The organism is Streptomyces sp. NPDC005931, assembly GCF_042871235.1.
Lineage (GTDB): Bacteria > Actinomycetota > Actinomycetes > Streptomycetales > Streptomycetaceae > Streptomyces.
On sequence record NZ_JBIAIG010000009.1, the window covers coordinates 287,856 to 303,611 of the forward strand.

Here is a 15,756-nt window from a genome sequence, read left to right on the forward strand (position 1 = left end):
GAAGGGGGCGCCCTGCGCACGTTCCGCGGGGGCGGGGGGCTCAGCCCTTGTTCAGTTCCCAAAAGCGGAACACGGTCGAGGCGTCGAGGCAGTACTCCACTCCGTAGACGTCGTCACGGACGACCGCGTACTGCTTGGCCTGCCAGACCGGCAGGACGGGGATCTCCTCGGCGACGATGTCCTGCAGCCGGCCGAACTCCTTGTCGGTGGCCGCGCGGTCGCTGGTGGCCGCGGTGCGCGGGATGAGCGACCCGGTGATGGTGGCGTTGTCGTAGTTGTTGCCCAGGACGTTGCCCTTGCCGAAGAAGGGAGCGGTGAAGTTGTCGGCGTCGGGGTAGTCGGGCACCCAGCCCTTGACGTAGACGCCGTACTTGCCGGCCGCGATGTCCTTCTCGTACTGGTCGAAGGCCACGGACTTGACGTCGGCGTCGAACAGCCCGCCGGCGTTGAGCTGCTTGGCGATCGCGGCCAGTTCCTGGTCGGTGGCCGGGCCGTAGCGGGACGGGGTGGACCAGAGGGTCAGTTTCACCTTGCCGGTGATGCCCTCCTGCTGGAGCGCGGCGGCGGCCTTGGCCTTGGAGGGGCGGGCGCCGTAGGTGTCGAAGAAGGCGGTGTTGTGCCCGGAGATGCCGGCCGGAATGATCGAGTACAGCGGGGTGGCGGTGCCCTCGTAGACGTCCCGGATGAGGGCGTCGCGGTCGATGAGGTGGGCAATGGCCTTGCGGACCCCGAGCTTTCCGGCCACCGGGTCGTCCATGTTGAAGACCAGGTGCTGGACCTCGGCGCTGCTGCCCTCGACGATCTCGATCTCGCCGGTGCCGTTGTCCGCCTTCTCGATGTCGGAGATGTCCTGGGCGGTGAGGCCGCGGTAGGCGATGTCCACCTCGGCGTCCTGGACGGCCTCCTTCAGGGCGGACTGGTCACCGTGGAAGAAGGTCAGCGTCACTCCGGCGTTCTTCGTCTCGACGGCGCCCTTGTAGTGCTCGTTGACGGAGAACTCGGCCTTGTCGTCGCCGAACGAGTCGAGCTTGTAGGGGCCGGAGCCGACCGCCTCGCCGTCCTTGCGCAGTCCGTCGGCGTCGTACGCGCGGTGGCTGACGATGGAGCCGGCTCCGGAGGCGATCTTGCTGGGGAAGGTGGCGTCGGGCGTATTCAGCTTGAAGACGACCGTCTTCTCGTCCGGCGTCTCGACCTCTTCCAGCATCGGGAACATGATCGCGGGGCCGTCGGGGTCGTTGATCTTCAGCATGCGGTCGAAGGAGAACTTGACGTCCTTCGAGGTGAGCGGGTCACCGTTGCTGAACTTGAGCCCGTCGCGGAGTTCGCACCTGTAGACGGTGGCTTCGGGGTCATCGAAGGCGCAACTCTCGGCGGCGTCCGGCCGCGGCTCGGTGGCTCCCTTGGGGAAGCTGAGCAGCGACTGGAAGACGTTGTTGAACAGCAGCCAGGAGCCGGGGTCGTAGCCGGAGGCCGGGTCAGTGGCGAGGACGTCGTCGGACATGCCGACCACGATGCCGGAGCCGTCGGCTCCGGATCCTCCGTTCTCCGTTCCGCATCCGGTCAACAGGCCGGAGGCCAGCCCCGCCGCGAGAGGCAGGACTGGCCACGGGTTGCGCGATTTCACTTGTGGTTGCCTTGTCGTCGTATCTCGGGAGAGAACCCGGGCCGCCGTCCCCGGCCCGGGTGAACGGGACCGTCAGCCGCTCACGCCTCGGCCAAGCTCCCAGAGCTGGAGCGTGGAGGAGGAGTTGAGGGAGTACGCGGTGCCCGTGATGTCGTCGGCGGCAGCGACGTACTGCTTGCCCTGCCACAGGGGCAGGACCGGCACGTCGGCAGCGACGATGTCCTGGATGTCCGTAAGGCTGTTGGAGGCGGAGAGCCGGTCGGCCTGGCGGCGGGACTCGGGGATCAGCTTGCCGCGGATCTCGCCGTTGTCGTAGGGCGAACCGAGGAAGTTGTCCTTGTCGAGGAAGGGGGCGAGGAAGTTGTCGGCGTCCGGGAAGTCGGGGAACCAGCCCATGCCGTAGACGTCGTACTCGCCCTTCTGCTCGGCCGGGCGGAAGGTCGACCAGGGCGTGCCCTTGATGTCGACCTCGAACAGGCCGCTCTCGTTGAGCTGCTTCTTCAGCTGCTCGAACTCCTTCACGGTGCCCGGGCCGTAGTGGTCCGTGGTGTAGTGCAGCGTCAGCTTGACCGGGGTGCTGACACCGGCCTTCTCCAACAGGCCGCGGGCCTTGGCGGGACTGGGGTCGCCGTACTTGTTGAAGAACGAGTTGGAGTGGCCGGTGATGCTCGCCGGCACCAGCGAGTACAGCGGCTCGGCCTGGGAGCCGTAGACCTTGGAGATGAGCTCGCTACGGTTGACGATCTGGGCCATGGCCTGGCGGACGGCCTTGGTCTTCACGCTCGCGGCGTCGGTGTTGAAGGCCAGGTAGCGGATCTCCAGGCCCGACATCTCGACGAGGTCGATCTCGTCCTCGGAGTCGCCGGCGAGCTTCTGGATCTGCTCCGGGGACATGGTGCGGCCCATGACGTCGATGTCATTCTTCTCCAGCGCCTCGCCCATGGCGTCGGCGCTCTCGAAGGAGACCATCTCGACCTTGTCGTTGTTCACCTTCAGCGAGCCCTTGTAGTCCGGGTTCTTGGTGAAGGTGGCGCGGACCAGCTCGTCGTTCTCGACCTCGGCGTCCAGGGTGTACGGGCCGGACCCGTCGACGTCGAAGCCCTCGCGCAGCTTGCCCTTGTCGTACGCGTCCGGGTCGACGATGCCTGCGACCGGGGTGGACAGCTTGTACGGGAAGGTGGCGTCGGCCGTCCTGAGGTGGAAGATCACTTCACGGTCGCCCTGCGTCTCGACGGTGTCGATGGTGGACAGCAGCGCGAACACACCACTGTCGGCCTTGAGGGAACGGGCGCGGTCGATGGAGTACTTCACGTCGGCCGCGGTCACGGGGTCGCCGTTCGCGAACGTCAGGCCGTCGCGCAGGGTGCAGGTGTACCGCTCGTTGCCGGCGTCGGTGAAACCGCAGGTCTCGGCCGCCTCGGGCACCGGCTCGCCCTCACCGCGCGGCTGGACCATCAGGGTCTGCACGGTCTGGCGCAGGATGTTCCAGGTGCCGACGTCGTAGGCGTAGGCCGGGTCGAGGGGCGCGGGGGCCTCCGTGGAAGCGGTGAACCGGTCCGTGGTGCCGACGACGATCGCGTCACCGCTGCCGCCTCCGCTCTCGGTGTCACCGCAGGCGGCGAGCACCGGCGCGAGCAGGCCCATGGCGGCGGCCAGCACCAAAGTCTTGCGGTTCATGCTCGAGTTTCTCCAGAGCTGTCGACTCCGTGTACCCGGCATGCAGGGGTGGCGCAGCGGATCACGGGGATAGGGGCGATGTTCTCGCGACGAGATTAGTCCGCGCCCACAGGAGGGTTCGCCGCCACTGGAGTTGAGTCCTCATCACGCAGTGGAACCGGGTGTGAACGCACCGACAAGGGTGAGCGGGGCAGGATTGGTGCAGCGTCTCATCAACTGGGACACAACGGCACACGGATCGGCCCCGAAAAGGGGCGGACAGCACATGCCGCCCCCACTGTCGACCTCATGAGGCGTGGTGAACGTCACATCCCGAAAACAGTTAGGTGGCAGCGGAATTCGGCCACTCGACACAGTTCGAATTTCCCCGCACGCGCGTGCGGTCGGTTCGGACACCATGCGGGGAATTCCCGCCCGAAGACCTCGGCACGCTCGGTGAACGCCTAGCGCATTTCCGTCATCAGGCCGTGCAGAAACGTCAGGTCGACGGTTTCCAGCGAGGGGACGACGGTGCGGCGCGGCGCGGAGGAGATCGGGGCGAGCGAGGGCACCGCGACGACCTGGCAGCCCGCGGCCTCGGCGGAGGCGACACCGGTGAGGGTGTCCTCGACGACGGCGCACCGCGCGGGATCCGCGCCGAGTCCGGCGGCGGCCGTGAGGTACGGGTCGGGGTGCGGCTTGGTGCGCGGGACCTCGTCGCCGGCGACGGACAGCGCGAAGTGGTGCGCGCCCAGGGTGTCCAGCACGCGGTCGATGATGCGCCGGTGCGAGGCGGAGACCAGGGCGGTGGGGATCTCGTACTCGTACAGTTCGGCCAGCAGCCGGGCGGCACCGGGCATCAGCGGCAGGGCGCGGTCGATGCGGTCCTCGAAGCCGTTGTTGAGCAGGACCGTCAGCTCGGCGAGGTCGATGTCGGCCCCGGTGGCCTCGATGAGGAAGCCCGCACTGCGGGTCATGGGACCGCCGACCACCACATGGCGCCAGGAGTCGTCGAGGGTGTGGCCGAGGGAGGCGAAGACCTCGACCTCGACGTCCCACCAGAAGCCCTCGGTGTCCACCAGGGTGCCGTCCATGTCCAGGAGCACGGCCTGAAGGGCCGAACCCTCCGCCGTGCGGGTGTCGAGCGCGGGAACCGTACTGGTCATCCACGTACCTCCTTCACAGGGACGATCAGGCCGGTTCCCGCACGGGGAACCGGCCTGCAGTGGACCGACCAGTCTACGCCCTGGGCGACGCGAACGCCTCTTGTCGCATGTCGGCTCGCATGTCGGCCCCGGCGGAGGGGCGTCCGACGGCCTCAGCGGGCGTTGAAGTACTTGGCCTCCGGGTGGTGGATCACGATGGCGTCCGTGGACTGCTCGGGGTGCAGCTGGAACTCCTCGGACAGGTGGACGCCGATGCGCTCGGGCCGGAGCAGGTCGGCGATCTTGGCGCGGTCCTCCAGGTCGGGGCAGGCTCCGTAGCCGAGGGAGAAGCGGGCGCCCCGGTACTTCAGGGCGAACATGTCCTCCATCTCGGCCGGGTCCTCCCCGGCGAAGCCCAGCTCGGAACGCACCCGTGCGTGCCAGTACTCGGCGAGCGCCTCCGCGAGCTGCACCGACAGGCCGTGCAGCTCCAGGTAGTCACGGTAGGCGTTGGCCTCGAACATACGCGCGGTCTCCTCGCCGATGCGGGAACCGACGGTGACCACCTGGAGGCCGACGACGTCGGTCTCGCCGGACTCCTCCGGGCGGAAGAAGTCGGCCAGGCACAGCCGGCGGCCGCGGCGCTGGCGCGGGAAGGTGAAGCGGGTGCGCTCGTTGCCCTGCTCGTCCAGGATGATCAGGTCGTCGTCCTTGGAGACGCACGGGAAGTAGCCGTAGACCACGGCTGCCTCGAGCAGGTTGTCCGTCTGGAGCCGGTCGAGCAGTCCGCGCAGCCGGGGCCGGCCCTCGGTCTCGACGAGTTCCTCGTAGGTCGGGCCGTCGCCGGTGCGGGCCTGCTTCAGTCCCCACTGGCCCTTGAACAGGGCGCCCTCGTCGAGCCAGCTCGCGTACTCCTTGAGCTGGATGCCCTTGACCACGCGGGTGCCCCGGAACGGCGGTTCCGGGACGGGGTTGTCGGTGGCGACGTCGGAGCGGACGTGTCCGGCCTCGGGGCGTTCGTCGATCTCCACCGTGGCCGCGCGGACCCTGCGCTGCTTGAGCTCGGGGAGCTTGGCGCCGGGGACGCCGCGCTTGATGCCGATGAGGGCGTCCATCAGGCGCAGGCCCTCGAAGGCGTCGCGGGCGTAGCGGACCTCACCCTGGTAGATCTCGTGCAGGTCCTGCTCGACGTAGGCACGCGTGAGGGCGGCGCCGCCGAGGATGACCGGGTAGGTGGCGGCCAGGCCGCGCTGGTTGAGCTCCTCCAGGTTCTCCTTCATGATCACCGTGGACTTGACCAGCAGCCCGGACATGCCGATCACGTCGGCCCGGTGCTCCTCGGCGGCCTCCAGGATCGCCGAGACCGGCTGCTTGATGCCGAGGTTGACGACGTTGTAGCCGTTGTTCGACAGGATGATGTCGACCAGGTTCTTGCCGATGTCGTGCACGTCCCCGCGCACCGTGGCCAGCACGATGGTGCCCTTGCCGGCCTCGTCGGTCTTCTCCATGTGCGGCTCGAGGTGGGCGACCGCCGCCTTCATGACCTCCGCCGACTGCAGCACGAACGGCAGCTGCATCTGACCGGAGCCGAACAGCTCACCGACCACCTTCATGCCGTCCAGCAGCGTCTCGTTGACGATGTCCAGGGCGGGGCGGGCCCGCAGGGCCTCGTCGAGGTCGGCCTCCAGGCCGTTGCGCTCGCCGTCGATGATCCGCCGCTTGAGCCGCTCCTCCAGCGGCAACGCGGCCAGTTCCTCGGCCTTGCCCGCCTTCAGCGACTTGGCCGTCGCGCCCTCGAACAGCTCCATCAGCTTCTGCAGCGGGTCGTAGCCCTCGCGGCGCCGGTCGTAGATCAGGTCGAGCGCACAGGTCACCTCCTCCTCGCTGAACCGGGCGATCGGCAGGATCTTCGACGCGTGCACGATCGCCGAGTCCAGCCCCGCCTTCACGCACTCGTCGAGGAACACCGAGTTCAGCAGGATCCGGGCGGCCGGGTTCAGGCCGAAGGAGATGTTCGACAGCCCCAGCGTGGTCTGCACCCTCGGGTGGCGCTTCTTCAGCTCCCGGATGCCCTCGATGGTGGCGATGCCGTCCTTGCGGGACTCCTCCTGCCCGGTGCAGATGGTGAAGGTCAGGCAGTCGACGAGGATGTCCTCCTCGTGGATGCCCCAGTTGCCGGTCAGGTCCGCGATCAGCCGTTCGGCGATCTCGACCTTCTTCTCGGCGGTGCGGGCCTGGCCCTCCTCGTCGATGGTCAGCGCGATCAGCGCCGCCCCGTGCTCCTTCGCCAGCGCCGTGACGCGCGCGAAGCGGGACTCGGGGCCGTCGCCGTCCTCGTAGTTCACCGAGTTGATCACCGCGCGGCCACCCAGCTTCTCCAGACCGGCGCGGATCACCTCCACCTCGGTGGAGTCCAGCACGATCGGCAGCGTGGAGGCGGTGGCGAAACGCCCGGCCAGTTCCTCCATGTCGGCGACACCGTCACGGCCCACGTAGTCCACGCACAGGTCGAGCATGTGCGCGCCCTCACGGATCTGCTCGCGCGCCAACTCCACGCAGTCGTCCCAGCGGCCCTCCAGCATCGCCTCACGGAACTTCTTCGACCCGTTGGCGTTCGTCCGCTCACCGATCGCCAGATACGAGGTGTCCTGCCGGAACGGCACGCTCTGGTACAGCGACGCCGCACCCGGCTCCGGCTCCGGCGTCCGCTCGGGCGGGGTCACCCCTCGCACCCGCTCCACCAGCTGCCGCAGATGCTCCGGCGTCGTACCGCAGCAGCCCCCGATCAGGGACAGGCCGTAGTCCCGCACGAACACCTCCTGCGCCTCGGCCAGGCCCTCGGGATCGAGCGGGAAGTGGGCGCCGTCCTTGGTGAGGATGGGCAGACCGGCGTTGGGCATGCACAGCAGGGGGATGCGCGAGTGGCGCGACAGGAAGCGCAGGTGCTCGCTCATCTCGGCCGGGCCGGTGGAACAGTTCAGGCCGATCATGTCGATGCCGAGCGGCTCCAGCGCGGTCAGCGCGGCACCGACCTCGGAGCCGAGCAGCATGGTGCCGGTGGTCTCGAAGGCCATCGAGGCCAGCAGGGGCACGTCGACGCCGAGCGCCTCCATGGCGCGCCGGGCGCCCAGGACGGAGGCCTTGGTCTGCAGGAGGTCCTGCGTGGTCTCCACGATCAGCGCGTCCGCGCCGCCGGCCAGCAGGCCCTCGGCGTTGGCCTGGTAACCGTCACGGATCGTCGGGTAGGTGACGTGGCCCAGGGTGGGCAGCTTGGTGCCGGGGCCGATGGAGCCGAGCACCCAGCGGATGCGGCCGTCCCGCCCGGTGTACTCGTCGGCGACCTCGCGGGCGATGCGGGCGCCCGCCTCGGACAGCTCGTGGACGCGGTCGGAGATCTCGTACTCGGCCGCGGCGGTGTGGTTGGCGCCGAAGGTGTTGGTCTCCACGCAGTCGACGCCGGCGTCGAAGTACTCGGCGTGCACCGAACGGACGATGTCCGGGCGGGTCACATTGAGGATCTCGTTGCAGCCCTCGAGGTTCTGGAAGTCCTCGAGTGTGGGGTCCTGGGCCTGGAGCATCGTGCCCATCGCTCCGTCGGCGACCACCACACGGGTGGCGAGCGCCTCGCGGAGCGCGGACACGCGGGTCCGGCTGTCGGTGGAAGGGGTCAGCGGCAACGAGGCCATGAAAGGGGCTCCCTCGGGTGCGACGGCTGTCGGCTTTGCGTCTGCCCGGGGACCGCTCGAGGCTTCCCCGGCAGGGCGCACGCCGTCAGGGTATCCGGGACCGCGCCCCGATGGTCGGACCGTCCACGGGGCGGACGATGATGGCCGACGGTCGACGCCCGGAACACGGGTGACACAACGAAAGACGACCGATCATTAGCGAGAGGTCGACATGGACCGGTAGTGTTCGACATTGCCGAACGGCGGCAGCGGCGTCGCAGGGTCGACGGTCGAAGGGGACGGAGGCAGTACGGCGATGGCACGGAACATCCAGTCGCTCGAACGGGCGGCAGCGATGCTGCGGCTGCTCGCGGGTGGCGAGCGGCGGCTCGGCCTGTCGGACATCGCCTCGTCGCTGGGCCTCGCCAAAGGCACGGCCCACGGCATACTGCGCACCCTCCAGCAGGAGGGCTTCGTGGAACAGGACGACGCCTCCGGGCGCTACCAGCTCGGCGCCGAACTGCTGCGCCTCGGCACGACGTATCTGGACGTGCACGAGTTGCGGGCGCGGGCCCTGGTGTGGACGGACGACCTGGCCCGCTCCAGCGGCGAGAGTGTCTACCTGGGCGTGCTGCACCAGCAGGGCGTGCTGATCGTGCACCACGTCTTCCGCCCCGACGACAGCCGGCAGGTCCTGGAGATAGGGGCCATGCAGCCCCTGCACTCCACGGCCCTGGGCAAGGTGCTGTCGGCCTACGACCCGGTGGCCCACAGCGAGGCGCTGGAGGCCGACCGCAAGGCGTTCACCGAGCGGACCGTGTGCGACCTGGACGCCTTCGAGCACCTCCTCGACGTCACGCGTGCGCGGGGCTACGCGGCGGACGTCGAGGAGACCTGGGAGGGCGTCGCCTCGGTCGCCGCGCCGATCCACGACCGGCGCCGCATGCCGGTCGGGGCGGTCGGCATCACCGGCGCCGTGGAACGGCTGCGCCGGGACGGCGAGCTGCGCCACGAGCTCGTCGCGGCGGTGCGCGACTGTGCCCGCGCGGTGTCGCGGGACCTGGGCGCCGGACGGTTCTGAGCGACCCGCGGGGCGGAACAAGAGAAACAGGGACCGGGATGCCGTGGGGCATTCCGGTCCCTGCCGCGCCCGGATACGGTCATAGTCATACATTCCGCCTCGGTGGCGGCCACCCCGACCGGCCCCAGGAGCGGCCACCCCGAGCTGAAGATCGATAACACACCGCGATCAATAACGATCGGGTTTTCGATAACCAAACTCTTGACGTGCGTGTCACGCCGAAGCAAGACTCCCGTCCATCGGTCGGCATTGTCGAACACCTACCGGCAATACACGCTAGAGTGTGGCAACGCCAAGGGCCGGCATCGCTCTCACCCCCGAGGGCGCCAATCCCCGGAGGGACCCGGGGGTCGGCTTCCCTGGACGAAGGACAAAGGAGTCGCGGGTGTCCAGCTCCGACATCTTCATCGGCGAGACCATCGGTACCGCCATACTCATCCTGCTCGGCGGAGGCGTCTGTGCCGCCGTCACGCTCAAGGCCTCCAAGGCAAGAAACGCCGGCTGGCTCGCCATCACCTTCGGGTGGGGTTTCGCCGTCCTGACGGCGGTCTACATCGCCGGTCCGCTCTCCGGCGCCCACCTCAACCCCGCCGTCACCGTGGCTCTCGCCGTCAAGGACGGCGACTGGAGCAACGTTCCGACCTACTTCGCCGGCGAGTTCCTCGGCGCAATGATCGGCGCGGCTCTGGTCTGGGTGGCGTACTACGGCCAGTTCCACGCCCACCTGACCGACAAGGAGATCGTCGGCGGTCCGGGCGCGCAGACCACGGCCGCCAAGGCGGTCGAGGCCCAGGAGAAGGGCGCGGGCCCCGTGCTCGGCGTCTTCTCCACCGGCCCCGAGATCCGCAACCCGATCCAGAACCTGGCCACGGAGATCATCGGCACCGTCGTGCTGCTGCTCGCCGTGCTCACGCAGGGCCTGAACGACGCGGGCAACGGGCTCGGCATCCTGGGCGGTCTCATCACGGCCCTGGTGGTCGTCTCCATCGGTCTGTCGCTGGGCGGCCCGACCGGTTACGCGATCAACCCGGCCCGTGACCTCGGCCCGCGCATCGTGCACGCCCTGCTGCCGCTGCCCAACAAGGGCGGCTCCGACTGGGGCTACGCCTGGGTGCCGGTGGTCGGTCCGCTGATCGGCGGCGCCCTCGCGGCAGGCATCTACAACGTCGCCTTCGCCTGACGGCGACCCGGCTGCCGCCGAACCCCCGGTTTGCAGAAGCGCCGTACGCACAGCCCCGTAACCAAGGAACTTCCAGGAGCACACAGTGACCGACGCCCACACCGCCGGCCCCTTCATCGCGGCCATCGACCAGGGCACGACCTCGTCCCGCTGCATCGTCTTCGACCGTGACGGCCGTATCGTCGCCGTCGACCAGAAGGAGCACGAGCAGATCTTCCCCAAGCCGGGCTGGGTCGAGCACAACGCCACGGAGATCTGGACCAACGTCCAGGAGGTCGTCGCCGGAGCCGTCGAGAAGGCCGGCATCACCCGCGACGACATCAAGGCCATCGGCATCACCAACCAGCGCGAGACCACCGTGCTGTGGGACAAGAACACCGGTGAGCCCGTCCACAACGCCATCGTCTGGCAGGACACCCGCACCGACGCCCTGTGCCGCGAGCTCGGCCGCAACGTCGGCCAGGACCGCTTCCGCCGTGAGACCGGTCTGCCGCTCGCCTCCTACTTCGCCGGCCCCAAGGCCCGCTGGCTGCTCGACCACGTCGAGGGCCTCAAGGAGCGCGCCGAGGCGGGCGACATCCTCTTCGGCACCATGGACACCTGGGTCATCTGGAACCTGACCGGCGGTGTCGACGGCGGCAAGCACGTCACCGACGTCACCAACGCCTCCCGCACCATGCTGATGAACCTCCACACCATGGAGTGGGACGAGAAGATCGCCGAGTCCATCGGCGTGCCGACGCAGATCCTCCCCGAGATCCGCTCCTCCGCCGAGGTCTACGGCGAGATCAAGGGCGGCAAGCTGGGCGACCTGCTCGGCGGCATCCCGGTCGCCTCCGCGCTCGGCGACCAGCAGGCGGCCCTGTTCGGTCAGACCTGCTTCGCCGAGGGTGAGACCAAGTCGACGTACGGCACCGGCACCTTCATGGTGATGAACACCGGTGACAAGATCATCAACTCCTACAGCGGCCTGCTGACCACGGTCGGCTACCAGATCGGCGACGAGAAGCCGGTCTACGCCCTGGAAGGCTCGATCGCCGTCACGGGCTCTCTGGTGCAGTGGATGCGCGACCAGATGGGCCTCATCTCCACCGCCGCCGAGATCGAGACCCTCGCGCTCTCGGTCGAGGACAACGGCGGCGCCTACTTCGTGCCGGCCTTCTCCGGCCTGTTCGCCCCGTACTGGCGCTCCGACGCCCGCGGTGTGATCGCCGGCCTCACCCGGTACGTCACCAAGGCGCACCTCGCGCGCGCCGTTCTGGAGGCCACCGCCTGGCAGACGCGGGAGATCGCGGACGCCATGACGAAGGACTCCGGTGTGGAGCTGGCCGCCCTCAAGGTCGACGGCGGCATGACCTCCAACAACCTGCTGATGCAGACGCTCTCGGACTTCCTGGACGCCCCCGTGGTGCGCCCGATGGTCGCCGAGACCACCTGCCTCGGCGCCGCCTACGCCGCCGGCCTCGCCGTCGGCTTCTGGAACAGCACCGACGACCTGCGCGCCAACTGGCGGCGGGCCGCCGAGTGGACCCCCCGCATGGACGCGGAAACCCGCGACCGTGAGTACAAGAGCTGGCTCAAGGCCGTCGAGCGGACCATGGGCTGGCTCGAGGACGAGGAGTAAGAAACCGCATGACCACTCAGTCCACCCTGCAGTCCGTGCCTGCCCTGGGGACGCGCCCGGCCTCCGGCTCGAACCCGAGCCGAGCCGAGACCAGGGAGCAGCTCTCCAAGGCGTCGTACGACCTCCTCGTGATCGGCGGCGGCATCCTGGGCATCTCCACCGCCTGGCACGCCGCGCAGTCCGGCCTCAGGGTGGCTCTGGTGGACGCCGGTGACTTCGCCGGCGCCACCTCCTCCGCCTCCTCCAAGCTGCTCCACGGCGGTCTGCGCTACCTGCAGACCGGCGCGGTGAAGCTGGTTGCGGAAAACCACTTCGAGCGCCGTGCGGTCTCCCGCCAGGTGGCCCCCCACCTGGCGAACCCGCTCACGTTCTACCTCCCTGTGTACAAGGGCGGGCCGCACGGCGCGGCGAAGCTCGGAGCCGGTGTCTTCGCGTACTCGATGCTGTCGGCGTTCGGCGACGGCGTCGGCCACCTGCTGTCGCCGGCCAAGGCCGCGCAGGACGTGCCCGAGCTGCGCACCGAGAACCTCAAGGCCGTCGCCGTGTACGGCGACGACCAGATGAACGACTCCCGCATGGCGCTGATGACGGTCCGCGCGGCCGTCGAGGCCGGCGCGGTCGTCCTCAACCACGCCGAGGTGACGGGCCTGCGCTTCACCAAGGGCCGGGTGACCGGTGCCGAGCTGCGCGACCGGCTGTCCGGTGACGAGTTCGGCGTCAGCGCCCGCCTGGTGCTGAACGCGACCGGTCCGTGGGTCGACCACCTGCGCCGGATGGAGGACCCGAACGCGGCGCCGTCCATCCGCCTGTCGAAGGGCGCACACCTGGTCCTGAAGCGGACCTCGCCGTGGCGGGCCGCCCTCGCCACGCCGATCGACAAGTACCGCATCACCTTCGCCCTCCCGTGGGAGGACATGCTGCTGCTCGGCACCACCGACGAGGAGTTCGAGGGCGACCCGGCGGACGTCGCGGTCAACGACAAGGACATAGCCCAGATCCTCGACGAGGCCGCCTTCTCCATCCGCGACCAGCAGCTGAGCCGCGACCTGATCACGTACGCCTTCGCCGGCCTGCGAGTGCTGCCCGGTGGTCCCGGCGACACCGCCAAGGCCAAGCGGGAGACGGTCGTCACCGAGGGCCGGGGTGGGATGCTGTCCGTCGCGGGCGGCAAGTGGACCACGTTCCGCCACATCGGCCGCACCGTGATGCAGAAGCTGGAGTCGCTGCCGGGGCACCCGCTGGGCGAGGACTTCGAGCCGATCTCCTCACTGCCGAAGAAGCTGCCGCTGCCGGGTGTCGCCAACCCGCGCGCGGTCGCCCACCGGCTGCTCGTCGACCACCCGGCGCCGGGGCCGCGCATGGCGGCGGACACCGCCAAGCACCTGGCCACGCACTACGGTTCGCTCGCCTTCGACATCGCCCGGCTGGCCAATGACGACCCGGCGCTCGCCGAGCGTGTCCACCCGGACGCCCCGGAGATCTGGGCCCAGGTCGTGTGGGCCCGCGACCACGAGTGGGCGCAGACGGCGGACGACGTGCTGCGCCGCCGCACCACGCTGACGATCCGCGGCCTGGCCACGGACGACGTCCGCGCCAAGGTCCAGGACCTGCTCGACAAGAAGTAACCCGCGAGACCCCGGCTCCCCCGCACGGGAGCCGGACCGCGCGAGGGGCGGCTCCCCGCCGACGGGGCCGCCCCTCGCGCATGCCCGCCCTCGGTGACCGCCCCCCATAATGGCCCCGGATACATCGGATGTCTGATCCGCAGGGAGGCCGGGCATGGCAGTCACCGACGAGGCGATCGAGAAGATCAAGGCGATGATCGTCTCCGGCGCGCTGCGCCCCGGTGACCGGCTGCCCCGGGAGAGCGAACTCGCCGCCGGCCTGGGACTGTCCCGCAACTCGCTGCGGGAGGCGGTGCGTGCCCTGTCGCTGATGAGGATCCTGGACGTGCGCCAGGGCGACGGCACGTACGTCACCAGCCTCGATCCCCAACTCCTGCTGGGGGCATTGGGGTTCGTCGTTGACTTCCACCGCGACGACACCGCCCTGGAGTTCCTCGCCGTGCGCCGCATCCTGGAGCCGGCCGCGACGGCCACCGCCGCCGGGCGCATCCACGAGCGGCAGCTCGAGAAGCTCTCCGACCGGTTGGACGCGCTCGGTGACACTCCGTCGGTGGAGGAGCTGGTCGCGGCGGACCTGGAGTTCCACCGCACCATCGTGGGCGCCGCCGGGAACTCGGTGCTGTGTTCCCTCCTCGACGGCCTGTCCGGGCCCACCACCCGGGCCCGGATCTGGCGCGGGCTCACCCGGGAGGACGCGGGCGGCCGCTCCCTGCTGGAGCACCGGGCGATCCTCGCCGCGCTGCGGGACCGGGACGCGGAGGCCGCGCGGTCGTGGGCGACGGTGCACATCGCCGGCGCGGAGCAGTGGCTGCGCTCGTCACCGTGAACAGGCCCGCCCCGGGAACAGCTCGGATGAATACGGGGTGTTCCCGGGGAACTCTCGGGGCAGTGATGGGGGCACTCCCCCTGTATGGGGGCTGCGGACGCCCCACCGGCACGCCGTAAGGTTGGGGCGTACGCGAGGGCACGTCGGAAGGAGGCACTGGGTGATCGAGCTCGAGGGGGTTCCCGAGCTGATCGACCCGGTCATGGTGGCCGCGTTCGAGGGCTGGAACGATGCCGGCGACGCCGCCTCCACCGCGGTCGCGCATCTGGACAGGGAGTGGAAGGGCGAGGTGTTCGCGGCGCTGGACGCCGAGGACTACTACGACTTCCAGGTGAACCGCCCCACGGTTTTCATGGATGCCGGTGTCCGGAAGATCACCTGGCCGACGACGCGGCTGTCGGTCGTCCGGGTCGGCGGGGACAAGCCGCGCGATCTCGTTCTGGTCCGCGGCATCGAACCGTCGATGCGGTGGCGCTCGTTCTGCAACGAACTCCTCGGCTTCGCGCACGAGCTCGGCGTGGAGTTGGTGGTCGTCCTGGGCGCCCTGCTGGGTGACACCCCGCACACCCGTCCGGTCCCGATCAGCGGGACCACGTCCGACCCGGACCTGGCCCGCCGCATGGACCTGGAGGAGACCAAGTACGAAGGTCCCACGGGCATCGTCGGCGTCCTGCAGGAGGCGTGCACGCACGCCGGGGTGCCGGCCGTGTCGCTGTGGGCGGCAGTCCCGCACTACGTGTCGCAGCCGCCCAACCCGAAGGCCACGCTGGCCCTCTTGAACCGCCTGGAGGACCTGATCGACGTGCGGATCCCGCTGGGCGAGCTGCCCGAGGACGCGCGTGCCTGGCAGGTGGGCGTGGACCAACTGGCCGCGGAGGACAGCGAGGTCGCCGAGTACGTCCAGACGCTGGAGGAGGCCCGCGACACCGCCGAACTGCCGGAGGCGTCGGGCGAGGCCATCGCCCGCGAGTTCGAGCGGTACCTGCGGCGCCGGGACGGGGCGTCCGGGCCGCCGGGCGGGCACGCCACGGCCGACGGCGGCGACGGCACGTCGTACCTGCGGGACAACCCCAGCGGGCGGACCCGTCCGCCGAAGCCGCCGAAGGCGGGGACGGACGACGAGGAGTCGTCGGAGGACTGAGCGTCGCGCGGACCGGGGAACGCGGGCGGGGGGGGGGCCCCCCCCCCCGGGGGGGCCCCCCCCCCCGCCCCGGGGGGGGGGGGCCCCCCCCCCCCCCCCCCCCCCCCCCCCCGGCCCCCCCCCCCCCCCCCCCCGGCCCCGCCCCCGGCCCCCGCCCCCCCCCGCCCCCCCCCGCAAACCCCCCCCCCC

General features: G+C 69.9%; 10 protein-coding genes. 6 read left to right on the plus strand and 4 right to left on the minus strand.

Features of this window, described 5'->3' with window-relative positions; genetic code table 11:
• Positions 1 to 40: 40 nt before the first annotated feature.
• The 4 genes from ACFYOV_RS22285 to metH all read right to left on the minus strand — a co-directional run bounded on the left by ACFYOV_RS22285 (position 41) and on the right by metH (position 8,111).
• On the minus strand, positions 41 to 1,624 hold the full coding sequence (locus ACFYOV_RS22285) for an ABC transporter substrate-binding protein (protein WP_389089999.1): 1,584 nt from the start codon (positions 1,622 to 1,624) through the stop codon (positions 41 to 43).
• Between the two features lie 72 nt (positions 1,625 to 1,696).
• On the minus strand, positions 1,697 to 3,301 hold the full coding sequence (locus ACFYOV_RS22290; protein WP_389090001.1) for an ABC transporter substrate-binding protein: 1,605 nt from the start codon (positions 3,299 to 3,301) through the stop codon (positions 1,697 to 1,699).
• 443 nt (positions 3,302 to 3,744) lie between these two features.
• Positions 3,745 to 4,446, minus strand: a complete 702-nt coding sequence (locus ACFYOV_RS22295; protein ID WP_389090003.1) for an HAD family hydrolase — start codon at positions 4,444 to 4,446, stop codon at positions 3,745 to 3,747.
• A gap of 152 nt (positions 4,447 to 4,598) precedes the next feature.
• Positions 4,599 to 8,111: a methionine synthase gene (gene metH / locus ACFYOV_RS22300; protein ID WP_389090004.1), complete on the minus strand. Its 3,513-nt coding sequence runs from the start codon at positions 8,109 to 8,111 to the stop codon at positions 4,599 to 4,601.
• 295 nt (positions 8,112 to 8,406) lie between these two features.
• Between metH and ACFYOV_RS22305 the strand changes: the two genes are divergently transcribed.
• The 6 genes from ACFYOV_RS22305 to ACFYOV_RS22330 all read left to right on the plus strand — a co-directional run bounded on the left by ACFYOV_RS22305 (position 8,407) and on the right by ACFYOV_RS22330 (position 15,567).
• The gene (locus tag ACFYOV_RS22305) at positions 8,407 to 9,171 is read left to right on the plus strand and encodes an IclR family transcriptional regulator (RefSeq protein ID WP_389090006.1); all 765 of its coding nucleotides are present in this window, start codon (positions 8,407 to 8,409) and stop codon (positions 9,169 to 9,171) included.
• Between the two features lie 385 nt (positions 9,172 to 9,556).
• Positions 9,557 to 10,351: an MIP/aquaporin family protein gene (locus ACFYOV_RS22310; protein WP_389090007.1), complete on the plus strand. Its 795-nt coding sequence runs from the start codon at positions 9,557 to 9,559 to the stop codon at positions 10,349 to 10,351.
• Between the two features lie 85 nt (positions 10,352 to 10,436).
• Entirely contained in the window at positions 10,437 to 11,975 is a 1,539-nt protein-coding gene (glpK, locus tag ACFYOV_RS22315; RefSeq protein WP_389090008.1) for a glycerol kinase GlpK, read from the plus strand.
• Positions 11,976 to 11,983: 8 nt separating this feature from the next.
• Positions 11,984 to 13,600: an FAD-dependent oxidoreductase gene (locus ACFYOV_RS22320; protein ID WP_389090010.1), complete on the plus strand. Its 1,617-nt coding sequence runs from the start codon at positions 11,984 to 11,986 to the stop codon at positions 13,598 to 13,600.
• 154 nt (positions 13,601 to 13,754) lie between these two features.
• Positions 13,755 to 14,426 (plus strand): FadR/GntR family transcriptional regulator, encoded by a 672-nt coding sequence (locus ACFYOV_RS22325; RefSeq protein ID WP_389090011.1) that lies wholly within the window; start codon positions 13,755 to 13,757, stop codon positions 14,424 to 14,426.
• A gap of 160 nt (positions 14,427 to 14,586) precedes the next feature.
• Positions 14,587 to 15,567, plus strand: a complete 981-nt coding sequence (locus tag ACFYOV_RS22330; protein WP_389090012.1) for a PAC2 family protein — start codon at positions 14,587 to 14,589, stop codon at positions 15,565 to 15,567.
• Positions 15,568 to 15,756 lie beyond the last annotated feature (189 nt).

What these genes read in the sequence shown, in the direction of transcription:
- ACFYOV_RS22305 (WP_389090006.1), top strand. Translation starts at nt 8,407, where the DNA reads ATGGCACGGAACATCCAGTCGCTCGAACGGGCGGCAGCGATGCTGCGG.
- ACFYOV_RS22290 (WP_389090001.1), bottom strand. Translation starts at nt 3,301, where the DNA reads ATGAACCGCAAGACTTTGGTGCTGGCCGCCGCCATGGGCCTGCTCGCG.
- ACFYOV_RS22325 (WP_389090011.1), top strand. Translation starts at nt 13,755, where the DNA reads ATGGCAGTCACCGACGAGGCGATCGAGAAGATCAAGGCGATGATCGTC.
- metH (WP_389090004.1), bottom strand. Translation starts at nt 8,111, where the DNA reads ATGGCCTCGTTGCCGCTGACCCCTTCCACCGACAGCCGGACCCGCGTG.
- ACFYOV_RS22295 (WP_389090003.1), bottom strand. Translation starts at nt 4,446, where the DNA reads ATGACCAGTACGGTTCCCGCGCTCGACACCCGCACGGCGGAGGGTTCG.
- ACFYOV_RS22320 (WP_389090010.1), top strand. Translation starts at nt 11,984, where the DNA reads ATGACCACTCAGTCCACCCTGCAGTCCGTGCCTGCCCTGGGGACGCGC.